The 16,699-nt window shown below is 44.9% G+C and carries 18 protein-coding genes; 12 read left to right on the forward strand and 6 right to left on the reverse strand.

What is annotated here, in order from left to right:
• The first annotated feature begins 125 nt into the window (after positions 1-125).
• The 3 genes from QUB33_RS26410 (at position 126) to QUB33_RS26420 (ending at position 2,844) form a co-directional block, all read left to right on the forward strand.
• Positions 126-1,271: a clostripain-related cysteine peptidase gene (locus QUB33_RS26410; RefSeq protein WP_333356570.1), complete on the forward strand. Its 1,146-nt coding sequence runs from the start codon at positions 126-128 to the stop codon at positions 1,269-1,271.
• A 165-nt stretch (positions 1,272-1,436) separates the two neighbouring features.
• Complete coding sequence (locus QUB33_RS26415) at positions 1,437-1,802, forward strand: hypothetical protein (RefSeq protein WP_333356573.1); 366 nt, start codon at positions 1,437-1,439, stop codon at positions 1,800-1,802.
• 118 nt (positions 1,803-1,920) lie between these two features.
• A complete protein-coding gene (locus tag QUB33_RS26420; protein WP_333356576.1) occupies positions 1,921-2,844 on the forward strand; it encodes an Rpn family recombination-promoting nuclease/putative transposase in 924 nt (307 codons plus the stop codon).
• 71 nt (positions 2,845-2,915) lie between these two features.
• Here the strand turns inward: QUB33_RS26420 and QUB33_RS26425 are convergent, their stop codons facing one another.
• The 3 genes from QUB33_RS26425 to QUB33_RS26435 form a co-directional block, all read right to left on the reverse strand.
• Positions 2,916-3,419 (reverse strand): DUF2243 domain-containing protein, encoded by a 504-nt coding sequence (locus QUB33_RS26425; protein ID WP_333356579.1) that lies wholly within the window; start codon positions 3,417-3,419, stop codon positions 2,916-2,918.
• Between the two features lie 251 nt (positions 3,420-3,670).
• Complete coding sequence (locus QUB33_RS26430; protein ID WP_333356582.1) at positions 3,671-3,946, reverse strand: type II toxin-antitoxin system PemK/MazF family toxin; 276 nt, start codon at positions 3,944-3,946, stop codon at positions 3,671-3,673.
• Positions 3,940-4,188, reverse strand: a complete 249-nt coding sequence (locus QUB33_RS26435) for a hypothetical protein (RefSeq protein WP_333109512.1) — start codon at positions 4,186-4,188, stop codon at positions 3,940-3,942. Before QUB33_RS26435 ends, QUB33_RS26430 begins: the two co-directional genes overlap by 7 nt.
• 204 nt (positions 4,189-4,392) lie before the next feature.
• Between QUB33_RS26435 and QUB33_RS26440 the strand changes: the two genes are divergently transcribed.
• From QUB33_RS26440 to QUB33_RS26450, 3 genes are all read left to right on the forward strand, one after another.
• Positions 4,393-4,623, forward strand: coding sequence for a prevent-host-death protein (locus QUB33_RS26440; protein ID WP_333356585.1), 231 nt, complete (start codon positions 4,393-4,395; stop codon positions 4,621-4,623).
• Complete coding sequence (locus QUB33_RS26445) at positions 4,620-4,784, forward strand: hypothetical protein (RefSeq protein WP_333356588.1); 165 nt, start codon at positions 4,620-4,622, stop codon at positions 4,782-4,784. Before QUB33_RS26440 ends, QUB33_RS26445 begins: the two co-directional genes overlap by 4 nt.
• A gap of 64 nt (positions 4,785-4,848) precedes the next feature.
• Complete coding sequence (locus QUB33_RS26450) at positions 4,849-5,013, forward strand: PIN domain-containing protein (protein ID WP_445299562.1); 165 nt, start codon at positions 4,849-4,851, stop codon at positions 5,011-5,013.
• An 89-nt stretch (positions 5,014-5,102) separates the two neighbouring features.
• Here the strand turns inward: QUB33_RS26450 and QUB33_RS26455 are convergent, their stop codons facing one another.
• Positions 5,103-6,473 carry a serine/threonine-protein kinase gene (locus QUB33_RS26455; protein WP_333356591.1) on the reverse strand — a complete coding sequence of 457 codons (1,371 nt, stop codon included), beginning with the start codon at positions 6,471-6,473 and terminating at the stop codon, positions 5,103-5,105.
• Between the two features lie 294 nt (positions 6,474-6,767).
• On the opposite strand from QUB33_RS26455, the gene ispG reads away from it, so the two are divergent.
• Positions 6,768-7,988 (forward strand): (E)-4-hydroxy-3-methylbut-2-enyl-diphosphate synthase, encoded by a 1,221-nt coding sequence (gene ispG, locus QUB33_RS26460; RefSeq protein WP_333356594.1) that lies wholly within the window; start codon positions 6,768-6,770, stop codon positions 7,986-7,988.
• 259 nt (positions 7,989-8,247) lie between these two features.
• On the forward strand, positions 8,248-9,603 hold the full coding sequence (gene ctpC / locus QUB33_RS26465; RefSeq protein WP_333356597.1) for a carboxyl-terminal processing protease CtpC: 1,356 nt from the start codon (positions 8,248-8,250) through the stop codon (positions 9,601-9,603).
• Positions 9,604-9,920: 317 nt separating this feature from the next.
• Here ctpC and QUB33_RS26470 read toward each other — a convergent pair whose 3' ends face one another.
• Positions 9,921-10,106, reverse strand: a complete 186-nt coding sequence (locus QUB33_RS26470) for a DDE transposase family protein (RefSeq protein ID WP_333258151.1) — start codon at positions 10,104-10,106, stop codon at positions 9,921-9,923.
• A gap of 300 nt (positions 10,107-10,406) precedes the next feature.
• Between QUB33_RS26470 and QUB33_RS26475 the strand changes: the two genes are divergently transcribed.
• Complete coding sequence (locus QUB33_RS26475; RefSeq protein ID WP_333356602.1) at positions 10,407-13,010, forward strand: heavy metal translocating P-type ATPase; 2,604 nt, start codon at positions 10,407-10,409, stop codon at positions 13,008-13,010.
• Between the two features lie 337 nt (positions 13,011-13,347).
• Here QUB33_RS26475 and QUB33_RS26480 read toward each other — a convergent pair whose 3' ends face one another.
• A complete protein-coding gene (locus QUB33_RS26480; protein ID WP_190659999.1) occupies positions 13,348-13,695 on the reverse strand; it encodes a hypothetical protein in 348 nt (115 codons plus the stop codon).
• Between the two features lie 105 nt (positions 13,696-13,800).
• Between QUB33_RS26480 and tmk the strand changes: the two genes are divergently transcribed.
• The 3 genes from tmk (at position 13,801) to msrA (ending at position 16,187) form a co-directional block, all read left to right on the forward strand.
• Positions 13,801-14,469: a dTMP kinase gene (tmk, locus tag QUB33_RS26485; protein ID WP_333356605.1), complete on the forward strand. Its 669-nt coding sequence runs from the start codon at positions 13,801-13,803 to the stop codon at positions 14,467-14,469.
• A gap of 242 nt (positions 14,470-14,711) precedes the next feature.
• Positions 14,712-15,674, forward strand: coding sequence for a DNA polymerase III subunit delta' (locus QUB33_RS26490; protein ID WP_333356609.1), 963 nt, complete (start codon positions 14,712-14,714; stop codon positions 15,672-15,674).
• 27 nt (positions 15,675-15,701) lie between these two features.
• Complete coding sequence (msrA, locus tag QUB33_RS26495; protein ID WP_445299561.1) at positions 15,702-16,187, forward strand: peptide-methionine (S)-S-oxide reductase MsrA; 486 nt, start codon at positions 15,702-15,704, stop codon at positions 16,185-16,187.
• The last annotated feature ends 512 nt before the right edge of the window (positions 16,188-16,699 follow it).

A 16,699-nucleotide genomic window follows, 5' to 3' on the forward strand; every position in this document is an offset into this window, starting at 1 on the left:
AACTCATAGTTAACTCTGGTTGAATATATCGATCGCTTCTGTTATTGGGAAAGCGATCGATTATTCAGCAAGCCCTAAGTATTAGTTCTTTAATAGAAACAATATATTACTCGGGAGACGAATATATGCTTGGAAGTACGGTCAAAAATCATTATGACTGGATATTACTATACTGGATGCCCTATGACAATAATCTCTCAAGATTCGGGCAACCAATTATTCAAATGCTAAGTAAAGGTGTAAAAAATGACAAGGTTTTGGTCGTAGTACAATCAGACTTTAGTGGCTCAGCACAAGTTTTTAGAAGCATCATTAGCCCAGGTAAAGTTGATACGCAATACTTAGAAACAGCAGATAGTAGTAGCCCAGAAGTCTTGAGTGAGTATCTGACTTGGGCACAATCTAAATTTCAAGCCAAACGCTGGGCTATTGTGTTTTTAGGTCATAGTGGAACGCTTATGGAAATAAGCCCCGACGAACATCCTACCTCCCCTTCAATTTTAGAAATTAGATGGATGAATCTTCAAAAAATAAATCAACTTATATTTAATTTTAACCAATCTGTAAATGGAAATCTCGAATTATTATTTTTTCAAAATTGTAACCAAGGAAATATTGAAGTACACCATAGGTTCCAAAATAATGCTAAGTATACGCTTTCATCTCAACTCCAACTTGGAGTGCCAAATTACTATTATGAGCAATTATTAAGTGATTTGAGCGATTATCCCGACATTGATGGTTCTCAGCTAGCTAAAAAAATTATGGATTATGAGCCGCCTAATATGTACCATAGTTTGACATTAACTAACAATCATTATTTTCGTTATTTACCGGAAAAAGTTAATGTTGTGATTGATTCTATTTTGCAAGCAGATATTGCGCCTGTGAAAGTTTTTATATCCTCAATTTTAGGGTCGGAAGTCAATTTTATCAGTAACAATACTGTAGGAGTTTATCGTAACTTTGGAGAAACCTTTGTTGATTTCGCAAAGTTTTTACAAAAACTTACTCAATTATCAGGTGCGAGTCCGTCAGCTTGTAACGACTTACTGTTATTTTTAAATAATTTCCTCATTCAGAGAGTGCAACAGCATGGTGAATTACTGGACTCAAGAATTAGGTCTAAGTATAAAAACTTATCAGGCTTAGGTTTATTTTTACCTAGAAATCGACAGAAACTGGAAAAGTATTTGTATTTATCGGTTTATTCTGACTTAAAGCTTGTAGAGCTTTTTGATGCAGTTGTATTCGAGACAAAAAAGAACTAAAGGTATTGGGGATATTTTACTTTCCCGACTTCACAGAAGCAGTCTGGGAAGTAAAACAACTGCCAGCATTCGCTCCCAATTCCCACTTCCCAATGCTATAATATAAATAGCAGAATTAAAGCCCTGCTGTTAACCCCGCGCACAAGGTTATAGGAGTTAAGTCAAATGGCAAACAAACTCCAAGTTAATACACAGTCGATAGGCTACAGCGACTTTTACTGGAACCGCTTTAGTCCGAGAGTTGCGACTATCAGCAGTGTCCGCAACGCCAATCACTGGGACGGCGGATTTATCACCTATATTGCATTTCCCACAAAAGTGGAAGCTACAGCAGCAATGAAATATTTGCTCTTGAATCAAAAAGCTGGTGATGTCGATATGCGGAAAGCCAAGCGAATGAAAACAAAAGGCATTCGGTGGGAACTAAAAATTCGGGGTTTAGCTTTTAATGAAGTGCTGAAGCTTGCGACGATGGATATAACTGGAAAGCTAGTGATGTCCGCTGCAGCTACTACTCAAGCCACAGGCTGATAATTGAAAAACTTCGTAGTTGCGCTAAGGGTGGTAAAGCGCAACTACCCACCTAAAAATCTCTAACATATTGCATTTTCCTTCTTCCTTCTTCCCTCTTCCCTCTTCCTTCTCTAATATGCGTTTCATCAGTCCCAAAACAGACTTTGCATTCAAAAAAATATTCGCTTCTTCCGAACATCCAGAAATTCTCATCAGCTTCCTAAATGCAATGCTGTATAACGGAGAACCAACAATCCAAGAAATAGAAATAATTGACCCTTATTCAGCAGGAAGCGTTACAGGATTGAAAGACACTTACCTGGATGTCAAAGCCAAGATTACCGGGAACAAAACCGTGATAGTGGAAATGCAGGTACTCAACGTCGCGGCTTTTGAAAAACGAGTAGTGTACAATGCAGCCAAAACCTATTCTACTCAACTCAAAGCCGGAGAAGGTTATTTAAAGTTAAATCCAGTCATTGCTTTAACCATTACCGACTTTATCTTATTTGAAAAGACCGAAAAATTAATCTCTAACTTTGAATTTACAGAAACTGAAGAGAAATTTGTCTATCCCAACTGCGAGTTAAAGTTAGTGTTTGTCGAGTTGCCGAAATTCAAAAAAGAATTGAATGAACTCGAAACTCTGCCGGAAAAATGGATTTACTTTATGAAAAACGCGCCCTCTTTGGAAGCAGTACCAGAGACATTGGGGTCTATTGAAGAGATTAATACCGCGCTGGGAATTGCCAACCGAGCAAATTTGACACTAGACGAATTGAATGATGTAGATAAACGAGAAATGTTTATCCAAGACCAAATCGGATCTGTGATGAAAGGGATAGAAATTGGTCTACAACAGGGGATTGAAAGGGGTAAAATTGAGGGGGAAATAGGATTAATTATGCGTCTACTGGTGCGGCGGGTGGGTGAGGTTACACAGGAAGTTCAAACTCGCATCCAGGGATTATCTGCGGAACAGTTAGATGATTTAGGAGAGACTTTGTTGGATTTTAGGAGCCAAGAGGATTTGATTGCGTGGTTGGACTCGGCGGGATGAGCTGAGGAGTTAAACAGAGAGTCAGAGATTTTTAACCCAGATTTGGTATAATTCCCAATCTCTGCATTCATTTAAACTTTAGTATCTGCGGGAACTTCCCTCTGTACCAGCATCCAACCTAGCAGCGCTAAACTAATTCCAAGAGCGAGAAATCCTAAATCCCAAGCTAACTCGTTGATACCGGGTTTGACGTGGTGGATTCCCAAAATTTGATGGTCAACAATGCCTTCAACAAAGTCAAACAATCCAGCACCAATTAATATGGAACCTAAAAAAGTTTGAGTTGACAAAGGAACATCTTTGCGCTTCACAGCACCCCACAAACAGAAGATTCCCGCTACTGTTACCAACCAATCCGCAGCGTGAAACAATCCATCTCCCAGGGTATTTAATTCTAAACCGGCAACAGTAGCATCGGTTTTAATGCTGCTAAACATATGGTGCCACTGGAGGAGTTGGTGCAGCACAATTCCGTCAAAAAAGCCGGATTGACCGATACCGAGGAGAATTCCTGCGATAATTAGAGGTCGGCGGTTGTTAACAGCGGTGGCGGGTGAGTTTGTGCGATCGTCCAATGGAAAACCTCCGATGCTTTAACTGCTGAGCCTGGGTCTGTGAAGGGATTTACCAGTACATTTTTTAGTTTTGCTGGGGAGGAGGGGCGATCGCATCATCCGCGAGATAGATTTATAGATACTCTTGATGCTTAATGCCAACTACAAATCTAGTTTATAATTTGATTAACTATTCATCAACAGTCATATTCTCAAACAAAATAGGTTAAATTCGCCTCAAAACTTCCTCAATTATATCTGATCGACATTCACTAAGAAAACTTGCCTGCCTTGCGCGATAATCTTGCATAACGGAGTTGATCCGTCATAATTACACCTGTTATCGGTTCACTTTCTGGAATGGGAACATAAAACGGATTTTTTCGTTGTGTGTTGCTAATGGGACAGACGAACACAAACCCCATTTTTTGGTTAAATTTAGTTTGACTCACCACCAGTGCAGGCCTAGTCCCCATTTGTTCGTGTCCTGCTTGAGGGTCAAAATTGAGGCGAATAAAATGACCTCCTTCGGGGATATAGTTTACCAAACTTCCTCTCCTTCTGGTTTTCCCCAAGAGACTTCTTCGCTAGATTCTATTTCGCCTGCCAATAATTCATCTAGGGTATACTTTGATATTTTATTATTTACAGGCTCTATGACCAGTTTCCCATTTTCTATGCTGCCAATTACTGAATCTTCGGCTTTAAGGTTGAGAAACTTTACTATGTAGTCTGGTATTGGCAAAGCCAAGGAATTACCTAATTTGCTGATGTGTATTTTGGCTGTCATACATTTGCAATGTTAACACTCAGGTTTATTTATTGTAACACAATATTGTTCAGTTAAAAAAGTAATTATTCGATCGCGCACCTCAGCTAATTGAGAACTGAGCAAAGTCCCTGCGATGGCTTTCCCGTAGCGCAATAACAGGCTTAGCTAAGTGAACCGTATTAAGATATAATAGAGTTTGAACACAACACCAATCATTGTCCTATGAAAACCATAGACAAAAGTCAATTAACAGCTCAATTACTAGAATTTTTGCGAGTTGTCGAGCTTGAAGGCGAAGAAATTTTAGTGATGGATGGGGCTAAACCAGTTGTGATAATTTCTCAGTATGACAAGTCTCTTTCAACTGAAGAATTATTTAAGGATATGCGGGGGAAAGTAAAATATTTTGAAGATTTAACTACGCCAACAACTGAAGAATGGCAGGAAGTATGAGAGTTGTCCTTGATACCTGCGCTCTCATCTGGTGGAGTTTAGATCCAGAGAAACTTTCTCAATCGGCAAAAGATGCTTGTCAGCAGATGGAACAAGAAAAAAATGGTTTAGTTCCATCAACGGCAATCTGGGAAATAGCTATCAAGCTACAAAAATCATAAGTTAGATTTAGGAGTAAGTATTGATGACTATATCGCTACTTGAAAAAAGTCTAATGTTATTCGCATCGTTCCAATTGATGAGGACATTTGGCTAGAAAGTGTCAAATTAGAATGGGAACACCGAGATCCAGCAGATAGAGTGGTTGTAGCAGTTGCCAAAAGAAGTCAAGCTGCTATTATTACAGCCGATCAAAAAATAGCTAATTTCTACTCTTTAGTAATTTGGTAAATTGAATGTGCCAGGTATCGGAAACGTAGAAGTGGCGCGGTTTCGTGGTTAAAGCCTCTGTTATAAATCTTCACGAAACTCTGTAACCCTTAGATGTTACACTCTACAAGTCTCGACGCGAGAGAAGAGATCACCTTCCCCCACTCCCCCCACCAACCAACACCATTCCTTAACCCAAATCTCCCGCCCGGGAGGTGTCCTTGAGGTGCTTTGGTGTTGAATTTTAGATCATTATAGGACAACCATGTACTATTATTCACACGCCAACCTACCCGATCGCCATACGCTTCCCATATTTCTCTATCATATTGCCGGGTCCCCCCCAGACTTTGATAAATGCGTTTCTGCACCGAAAAGCCGAAAAGTCCATTACTGTTTTTTACCCAAAGCTGGTCAATAGTTCGTAAGTCTTCACAGGGGAATCGATCGAGATCTTCAACCCTCAGCCACCCATCCTTTGTTCTCCCCGCTACTTCCAGCATTTTTTGAGCCGTTTCGCGATCCGCCTCTTTCCATTCTCCGCTAGCCAACAGCCGATCGAGTTGACGATAATCAACTCCTTTTGCTGAAATCAATTTTACAGGTTGTGGCGGTGGCTGCGGGCTAGGAATCGTTGGTGAAACACCCCCTCTTTGCCCCCGATTGCCGAGGGATTGGGGAAGCATAGCCAACCATTTTTGAACCGACTGAGGGCGCTTTGTTGCATCCATTTCCATCCCTTGAAGAATTGCCCGATGCACCCCATCGCTAATATTAGGATTAATCTGAAACGGCGGCTTCAAAGGAGAATTTAAAGCCCTCATAAATGCAGGAGTTGGTGGTGTCTTCGTTAGCAAATAGTATAGCGTTGCTGCCAGAGCATAAACATCTGTATACTCAGCAAATCTGCCAATCACCCCGTACTGTTCGGGAGGTGCAAAACCGTGTGTTAGCCCCAAAGTCATTTGCTGAGTGCGATCGGGAATAAAACCCCGTGCCAAACCAAAGTCAATCAAAACTGCATCAAAATTGTCGCGTACCATAATGTTTTGTGGCTTGATATCCCGATGTAGCAAACCTTTTTCGTGAACTACTATTACCGCTTCTGCCACTTGGCGGATGTAGTTTAAAGCTTCAGTTTCCCACAGGATACCGCGCTTTTCTACCAAATTCAACAAATCTTTCCCTGCCACATATTCCATCGCAATACAAGGCAAATCACCATCAATGAAATAGTTGTCTATTTGCACAATATTGGGATGTTTGCACAAAGATAGCAGTAGCGCCTCATCCCGGAATTTGTCCCGATACCAGCCAAAATTTGGATCGCTCAATAAGTCGTCTTTCAGCGTTTTGATGACAACCCGCTGCCTGTTTTGCGCCTTCTGCGCTAGGTACGTGGCCCCAAAACCGCCCTCACCTAACTTGCCTTCAATAATATACCGATCGCCATTTAACCCCTGCCCCGGTGTCCAAACCATTCTCCTCACCGCCAACCAATATTAATTTTTATCTCGGCATAGCCTGTATTTTAACTGTATTTTCTAAGTTCGGTTTAGTTCCACGGGCCCAACTTCAGTTCGCCTTCCCGGTGATGGTTGGCTTTTAGTTCGATCGCCCTTTTCCGACATAATTCGATCGACAAATTCGCAGCAATCTCATTAAGAATCATAAATCCCAAAACCTCTTTGCCCAAACAGTCCACTTCTGTGCAAACCTAAAAAACAGCAGACACAATTTTATAAACTCTAATTACAGAACACTAGCAACCAGTTATGCAAACTCTGCCGAACCCCACTAAAACCCCCACCACCGAACCCATCTTCGACACCACCATCAAACGCCGCAAAACCCGTCCAGTCCAAGTCGGTAGTGTCACCATCGGCGGCGGCAACCCCGTCGTCGTACAGTCGATGATTAACGAAGACACCCTCGACATCGACGGTTCAGTCGCCGGAATTCGGCGCTTGCACGAGATAGGCTGCGAAATCGTCCGCGTCACCGTACCCAGCATGGCCCACGCCAAAGCTTTAGCGGAAATCAAGCAAAAACTGCACGCCACCTACCAACCAGTTCCCCTCGTGGCCGATGTCCACCACAACGGCATGAAAATTGCCCTGGAAGTGGCGAAACACGTAGACAAAGTGAGAATCAATCCGGGACTTTACGTGTTCGAGAAGCCGAAAGCCGACAGAAGCGAATACACCGACAGCGAATTCGCCGAAATTGGCGAAAAAATCCGCGAAACCCTGGAACCTCTGGTGATTTCCCTGCGCGACCAAGGCAAAGCTTTGCGAATCGGCGTTAATCACGGTTCCCTCGCCGAACGGATGCTTTTTACCTACGGCGACACGCCCGAAGGGATGGTAGAATCGGCCCTGGAATTCATCAAAATTTGTGAATCCCTCGACTTCCGAAATATCGTACTTTCCCTGAAAGCCTCCCGTGCACCCGTGATGGTTGCTGCTTACCGCTTGATGGTGCACCGGATGGACGAACTCGGCATGGATTACCCGCTGCATTTGGGCGTCACGGAAGCAGGAGATGGCGAATACGGCCGCATCAAATCCACCGCAGGCCTCGCACCGCTGCTGACTGACGGCATTGGCGACACCATCCGCGTCTCGCTGACAGAGGCCCCAGAAAAGGAGATTCCCGTCTGCTACAGCATTCTGCAAGCCTTGGGACTGCGGAAAACGATGGTTGAGTATGTCGCTTGTCCTTCCTGCGGTCGCACTTTGTTTAATTTAGAGGAAGTGTTACACCAAGTGAGAGAGGCGACGAAGCATCTCACGGGTTTGGATATTGCAGTAATGGGCTGTATTGTCAATGGCCCGGGAGAAATGGCTGATGCTGATTACGGCTACGTCGGGAAGCAACCGGGTTATATTTCGCTGTACCGGGGCCGGGAAGAAATTAAGAAAGTCCCCGAAGACCGAGGCGTGGCAGAATTGATTGACTTGATTAAATCGGACGATCGCTGGGTCGATCCTTAGCCCCCGAAGAACAGGCTTTCCGGCCTGTTCCACAAAACATCAAGTTTCTTGTGGGGTTGGCTTCTAGCCCGTCAGGAACAGGCTTTCGGGCCTGTTCCACAAAAAAACATCAAGTTTCTTGTGGGGCGTTGCTCCTAGCCCGCCCCGAAGAGAACTCGGCAAAGTTGAATAATATATGTACGCCAAACGCGAGCGGGCCTTGCCTGTGTTAGATTGAGCGTAATTATTCTGAACTCTTTTCCTCCCGCGCGTCAGACAAATGGTTATAACAAAACGAGGGCTTGTTCTAAGTGCAGCAGCGGTGGTACTCACTGCTGTAACTCTTGCGAACGCTGGTTGCAGTTCTAAATCTCTGGCTTCTTTTCGGGGAAGCCCTAAAGAGTTGGTTGATGAAGTTTGGCAGATTATTGACAAAAGTTATGTAGATGGCACTTTTAACCAGGTTGACTGGAAAGCGGTGCGGAATGAATATTTGAATCGGACTTATACCAGCGACGACGAAGCTTACAAAGCAATTCGGGAAATGCTGAAGAAGCTGGACGATCCTTATACGCGGTTTATGGACCCTCAAGAGTTCAGAAATATGCAGGTTGACACTTCTGGGGAACTGACCGGAGTTGGGATTCAGTTGACTCAAGATGAGGAAACCAAAAAGTTGGTGGTGATTTCGCCGATCGAAGATACCCCTGCTTTTACTGCTGGTATTCTGGCAAAAGATATCATTACTAAGATTGACGGCAAGAGCACAGAAGGGATGGATACGAATCAAGCGGTAAGTTTGATTCGCGGCCAGGTGGATACTGAAGTGACGCTGACTATTTTGCGGGGAAGCAAGGAATTAGAATTTAAGCTGAAACGCGCTAAAATTGAAATTCATCCTGTGCGTAAGTCGGTGCAGAAAACTCCGATCGGAGAAGTCGGCTATATTCGCTTAAATCAGTTCAGTGCGAATGCTGCATCGGAAATGCGATCGGCAATTAAGGATTTGGAACAGAAAAAGGTAACGGGTTATATTTTAGACTTGCGTTCCAATCCCGGCGGGTTGCTGTACGGAAGTATTGAAATTGCTCGGATGTGGCTCAAAGAAGGTACGATCGTCTCGACGGTCGATCGAGTCGGTGAGGCCGATAAACAAACTGCAAATAAGGCCGAGCTCACAGACAAACCGTTAGTTGTACTGGTAGACGGCGGTTCAGCAAGTGCTAGCGAGATTCTATCCGGTGCTTTGCAAGACAACAAACGCGCGGTTTTGGTAGGAACAAAGACGTTTGGTAAAGGTTTAGTTCAGTCAGTACGCGGCGTGGGAAATGGTGCCGGTTTGGCGGTGACAATTGCCAAGTATTTTACTCCCAAGGGCACTGATATTAACAAGGCCGGGATTGAACCGGATTTTAAGGTAGAACTCACCGAGGCTCAAAAACAGGAATTGAGGCGCGATCGCGATAAAATCGCTACAACGGCAGATCCGCAGTACGCGAAAGCTATGGAAGTTTTGACAAAGCAAGTTACTGGTAAAACAGGGAACAACAAGGCGGAGTCGAAACCGAATGCAGCGCCACCTAAACCAAATGCAGCGCAAGCAAAACCGAGTGCAGCACCTTCTAAATCTAAATAGAAAACCTGTGTAAGGTTCCAGTTAAAAAAAGCATTCGGGGGAAGATTTACGGCTAAAAGCCAAGATTTTAAACTCGAATGCTTCGCTATTTTTTGCAATACGTCCGGTGCAACCGAAATTTATATAATTCATCGGCGTTAATCTGGGTTAATCTGCCCTCATCTGCGCTAAAAAAAAGAGAATGTATTAACCGCAGATGACAAGGAATTGATGCTGATTCACGCAGAGGTCGAGAAGAGAGATATGAATAATTCCGCTGCTAACAGATTTGAGATCGCGTTAGCTTTCGCGATGCGGAGGAAAGTAATAGCAATTCGTCATTGCGGCTGGCATTTGCCGGCGCGAATTAATCCGATGCGGCGGGCAATGGCATCTTCGGGCGAATCGTAAGGACCCCACTTTTCAATAATACTGGGGTTTTGTTCTTCAAGTTGCGCGAGCGGCAAAATTTCGCAATTCCCCGCAGGACGTTTGACTATATAAAATTTTGGTGTTTCTGTCATAGCTAAATTCGTCACAAAAAAGCTGGATACTAACTAGGCAATTGGCTCATTATATCAAATAGGGAAACGGCAATGCCGTGTCCCAAGTGTGTCTTAGCATTAAACTCCCAGTCCTACAGTAGTTGAAACCCCTCCCAGGCTGCGGATTTAACCGCCTGCAACTAATAAGAATTAAAAAAAACTAACACTTTTGGAAGATGCCACAATATTTATCTATGCTCAAAATATAGACATTTGTCTAAACAGTGCATTCAACCATTTCAGAAGTGGCGAAATATTCTAATCAATACCAAAAAAACCATGCAATTTCTACCAAAAACAATCCCCGAAAATCAACCAGAAATCATATCAGTTAAAGAATCACCGCCAGAACTTGTTACTTTCGATGTCGGCGGGATGAAATGTGCCGGCTGCGCGAAAGCTGTGGAACGCCAACTCATGCAATATTCAGGCGTAATTTCAGCTTGCGTTAACTTAGCCGTAGAAGTGGCGACGGTTGAGTGTCAACCGGGGACTGTCGATGCAGAAGCTTTAGCGAAAAAGTTGACTGATAATGGATTTCCCTCTCAGTCTCGTTCAGGTGAAAATCAGTGGGAAGCAGAAGCGACAACAATTGAACGGCGGCGACAAGAAATTCGAGAGCAAATCAAGCAATTGACGATCGCCCTTATCCTAATTATTTTATCGGGTTTAGGTCACTTTCTCGGCACAAAAGCCCCAATTCTCAGCAATATTTGGTTTCACTGGGGACTTGCCACCCTCGCTTTGCTGCTACCGGGCCGCCCGATTATCGTTGACGGGTGCCGCAGTTTGTGGCGAAATGCACCCAACATGAATACTTTGGTAGCTTTAGGTGCTGTTACAGCTTACACCGCTAGCAACGCGGCACTGCTGTTTCCACGGATGGGATGGGAGTGCTTTTTTGACGAACCGGTGATGCTGCTTGGCTTTATTTTGTTGGGCAAAACTCTCGAACAGCAAGCCAGACGGCGCGCTGCATCAGCTTTGCAAGCTTTAATCGCATTGCAACCGGCGAAAGCCCGCTTAGTTGATTTTAAACTTGCGAGTTTAGATTTGCGATCGGAAGAATTGCCTTTAAACTCGACATCAGATGTCTACGATCCACAATACATTGAAATTCCAGCCGATCGCGTCCGAGTCGGAGAATGGCTGCAAGTTTTGCCCGGGGAAAAAATACCAGTAGACGGTGAAGTCTGCGAAGGCAAAACAACGATAGATGAGTCGATGCTGACTGGCGAATCAATGCCGGTTTTGAAGCAACCAGGAGATACAGTTGCGGCGGGAACTATCAATAAATCTGGGGCAGTTGTGATGCGGGCAACTCGCACGGGTAAGGAAACAACTGTAGCTCAAATGGTGGCTTTGGTGCAGGCAGCCCAAACTCGCAAAGCGCCGATTCAAAATTTAGCTGATACTGTGGCGGGATATTTTGTGTATGGGGTAATGGCGATATCGGTTTTAACTTTCTTATTTTGGTATTTTGCCGGGACTCATATTTGGCCTTCTGTGCTTTTAGGACACGATATGGGGCATGGGGCATCGGGCATCGGGCATGGGGCAATGGGCATGGGGCATGGGGTATTGGGCATCGGAAATCAATTACCAATTACCGATTACCAATTACCAATTACCCATTACCAATCGCCTTTGCTGTTAAGTTTGAAATTGGCGATCGCAGTTTTAGTTATTGCTTGTCCTTGCGCTTTGGGACTAGCTACCCCAACAGCAATTTTAGTCGGTTCTGGCATCGGGGCGGAGCGCGGGCTTTTAATTCGCGGTGGTGATGTTTTAGAACGGGTGCATCAATTAGATACGGTGGTTTTTGACAAGACTGGCACTCTGACAACCGGAAATCTCACACTCACAGATTATTTGCCGGTTTTCCAGAATTCCGAGTGGGATTTGAATTCAGATATTAATGTTGGAAACAAACAAGATGTTTGTTCCACAATTGATGGGGTTTCTGGCAACAGGCAAGATGCCTGTTCCACAATTGATGGAGTTTCTGGCAGGGTTGACTCAAAACTGCTGCAAATTGCGGCGGCGGTGGAAAGGGGCGCGTCTCATCCCATCGCCGCAGCGATTGTGCTGGAAGCTCAACAACAAGGTTTGCCGCTGCTAGCTGCTGAGGATTTCTGCACGGAACCGGGCTTCGGGGTTTCTGCTTTGGTGGAGGGCCGGCGGGTGTTCGCGGGGAATGCTGAGTGGATGAAGGAGCAGGGGGTCGCTGTGGCGACGGAATTGTCGGGGTCTTTGGAAGGCAAAACGGCGGTTTACGTGGCTTCTGGGGGCGTTTTGCTGGGGGTAATCGGGCTAAAAGATACTCTGAGGCCGGATGCTAAGGCGACGGTGGAACGTTTGCGGGGCATGGGATTGCGGGTGATGATGCTCACGGGGGATACGGCGTCTGCGGCGGCGGCGACGGCGCAGCAGCTAGATTTGACGGCGGCTGATGTTTTGGCCGAAGTGCGGCCGGATGGGAAGGCTCGGACGATCGCAGCTTTGCAAGCCCAAGGCTGTAAAGTCGCTGTGGTGGGGGATGGCATCAATGACGCCCCGGCTTTGGCTCAAGCTGATGTCGGTATTGGTTTGCACTGCGGCACTGATGTCGCAGTTGAGACAGCTCAAATTGTGCTGATGCGAAATGCTTTGATGGATGTTGTTGAGTCGATCGAGCTGGGGCGCGCTACTTTCAACAAGATTCGCCAAAATTTATTTTGGGCTTTTGGTTACAATACTCTGGGAATTCCGGTGGCAGCGGGTATCTTGCTGCCTGCAACCGGAATTCTACTCAGTCCTGCGGCGGCCGGAGCATTTATGGCGTTTAGTTCTGTTAGCGTGGTTACAAATTCTTTGTTTTTGCGCCGGGGATTTCGAGCTTAAATTGAGGGCTTGTAGATCAAAGTCGGAGGTCATATCGTGTCCGGGTGCCCGCGTGACCATAGACAGGACACGGCAGGGCCGTTTCCCACCCTGGATTAATTGTCGGGAAACGGCACTGCCGTGTCACAAGCTGTGAGTAATATTAATTTAGATGCTACCGGATTTGATCTCACCGGTCATTAGCTAGAAACTAATGACTAATGACCTCATCTCAAGACGGATATAAGCCCCTGACACTAAAAGTGGAGAGCAAAGAAGTTTCGAGATTAGTTCGAGGCCCCAGATTCATCTGTGGAGTCAATCTAAAATCTAAAATGTAAAATCGACTGACTGATGGCTACAGTGCCATACTTTCCAAAAGTCGCCAGTTGTTGTTGTTCATAATTGAACGACTCACTAGCTCGAACATTTGACGGCAGTGGTTGTTGGTTTGCAGGGGCAGTTCTTCGTTTTTAATCACGAAGTTCATGCGAACCTCTGAGTCGCTGGCCGTGTTTTTCTCAATTAGGACTTCTGCGGTGACAAGTTTGGCAATCGAAACTTGACCTGGGAGCTCGCGAGCCATGACCGAATCTCCTGTATTGTAGATAATATCAAGATTGCATGACTCTAAAATTTCAATCAGGGACTGACGGAGACGGTCGATCGGAACGGCAACGATAAAAAAACCAGTATAGCGAGCCATAGACAACTCCAGCCGTGAGGCATTTAGACTTTATTATCATACCGAACCTAGAACAGATGCACAGAACAATATGGATTTATTTTATTCAAGTGGAAAGTTAGGGCAATGAAAGGCAAACTGATCGTGTTTGAGGGGGTTGAAGGTGCCGGTAAAACTACGCAAATGCAGCGCTTGATACAGTTCCTGCAAGCAAGTTGCTTTCTGAAAGTCCGCTTGGTGGCTACTCGCGAACCGGGGGGTACTGAGCTGGGAAGGGGACTGCGACATTTGCTGCTGAAACAAGATGGGGGCGAATCTGTATCCGATCGAGCAGAATTACTCATGTACGCTGCCGATCGCGCTCAACACGTCGAAACTTTTCTCAAACCCGAGTTATCCAAGGGAACGATTGTTTTATGCGATCGCTTTACTGACTCTACGATTGCTTATCAGGGCTACGGCCGCGGTCTTAACTTAAATTTAATTAAGCAGTTGAATGACATTGCCACCGGAGGCTTGGAAAGCGACCTGACTTTGTGGCTGGATATTAATGTGGAGGCGGGTTTGGCGAGGGTAAGGACTCGGGGAGGGTGCGATCGGATCGAGCAAGCAGATTTGAAGTTTCACCGCCTTGTACAGCAAGGTTTTGCGGAGTTAGCCGAGGAAAATAAATCTCGAATTGTCCGGATAAATGCCGATCGCCCTGAATATGAAGTCGCTCAGGAAATTCAAACTATTGTAACTAGCAGGTTAGAAGCTTGGGGATATTTAAATAATACCTCTTCTGAAAAATAGCGCTAGAGCGTGTGTAGAGACACGGCAATGCCCTGTCCGGCTCCAAGAATTTACAATTTAACATTCTTAACTCAAAACAATTATTTAGCAGTCCCTTAAACCACAATAACCTTTTGGTATTATAGTAGCTGCGCCGACGGTTAGGATGTACTTAATTGCTAAAACCCTAGATTTTAATCCTTCATCCTTCATCCGTTACATCGGTTACATAATCCGTTGCCGAACTTCCTTCTCCCGCCAACATGAATTATTTCACATCATTAATCGGACAAGAGCAAGCAGTAGAATTGCTAACACAAGCAGTCGAGCGCAACCGAATTGCTCCTGGTTATTTATTTGTCGGATCTAACGGCATCGGCAAAAGTTTAGCTGCTCAGTCTTTCATCGAGCTTTTATTCTCAGCCAATCTTCCCGAAAGGATTTCGATAACCTCCGTGCAAAATCGCGTGCGGCAGCGCAATCATCCAGACTTACTCTGGGTAGAACCAACTTACATGAGCCAAGGCAAACGGCTTACGCCAACGGAAGCAGAGGAAGCCGGTTTAAAGCGGAAAGCACCGCCACAAATTCGCTTAGAACAAGTTCGAGAAATCGGTGATTTTCTCAGCCGACCGCCCCTAGAAGCTGCGCGTTCAGTCGTAGTTTTGGAACAAGCAGAAACAATGGGTGAGGGAGCAGCTAACGGCTTGTTGAAAACATTGGAAGAACCTGGAAAAGCAGCGCTCGTTTTAATTGCTCCGACTGTGGAAGCTTTGCTGCCGACTTTAATTTCCCGCTGTCAAAAAATCCAGTTTTCTCGGCTGAATCCCCAAGCAATGGCACAAGTTTTGCAGCAAGCGGGATTCGCGGAGATTTTAGATCATCCCGAGGTAATGGGGATGGCTCAGGGAAGTCCTGGGGAGGCAATTTCTATTTGGCAACAACTGCAATCAATACCCGATGATTTGCTGCAAAAGGTGAAGCAGTTGCCTCAAAACCTGCGGTCTGCTTTGGAATTGGCCAAGGAAATTGATAAAACTTTAGATACTGAATCTCAGTTGTGGTTGATCGATTATTTACAACACTGTTACTGGCAGCAATTTTTGGCAGGAGGAATTAGTCGATCGCCCTTAGAACCCTTGGAAAAAGCACGACAATATTTGCTAAACTACGTACAGCCGCGATTAGTTTGGGAATGCACACTAATGGGAATATGTCAAGCATAATCTAGTGCCGAGTTTGAGCGCAATACGATGAGTAACACGATGGAAAAAGCCACATTTGCAGCAGGTTGTTTTTGGGGAGTTGAACACAAGTTTCGCGCCGTTGCGGGTGTTGTCTCGACTGCTGCGGGCTACACCGGAGGTCACTGGCCGAATCCCTGCTACCTGGATGTTTGCGCCAGAGTCACCGGTCACGCTGAATCAGTGCTCGTAGAGTACGATCGATCGCAGGTGAGTTACGAAGCACTGCTAGATGTATTCTGGAACTGTCACGATCCCACCCAAATCAATCGCCAAGGCCCCGACAGAGGCGAACAGTACAGGTCTGTAATTTTTTATCATAATTCCGAACAAGAAAAAGCCGCTCGCCTCTCCAAACAAAAATTGCAAATTTCCGGTAAATACGACAAAGATATTGCCACCGAAATCAAACCTGCTGGTGAATTTTATATGGCAGAGGATTACCACCAGCAATATATTGAGAAGAAGCGGATTTCGTCAAAAGTCATTAGTTAAAAATTAGGCAGACTCCACCAAAAATAAAATATCGTAGGGGCGGTAGGGCAATGATCTATACTAGCGACCAGTTTATTATTAATGCGAAACTCTGCCTCCCCCACGCCATGTTTATTTTCACCTACTTAGTAATAAATCAGTAGTCATGAGATAGTGTTTGGTAGGAGCAATCCCCCCGTGGTAGCCCGATTCTATGGGGATGCGGAACAAGTCTCAGCTTTGAAAATTGGTAAAAGAAATATAGATGCGGGGCGGGGAATGCCACTCTGAATAAGAGCGAGCGCGTTTTAAACAGCTTGTTATGCAAGTCATAATATTATAAAAATGCTGTAGTATAGCAATCCTAAATCATTATCAATACTATGATACAATTATATGCAATACTTGATTGTGACAATAAAAAATGGATAACTTACAACTGCCACAAAAAGATATAGAAAAAGAAATAGCCCAATTAGAATCTTTCATTAAAAGCGATATCGATGCCAGAGAACTAAAACGAGCAATAGCTG

Origin of the sequence: Microcoleus sp. B3-A4 (genome assembly GCF_036705385.1) — a bacterium.
In the GTDB taxonomy this organism is placed as follows: domain Bacteria; phylum Cyanobacteriota; class Cyanobacteriia; order Cyanobacteriales; family Microcoleaceae; genus Microcoleus.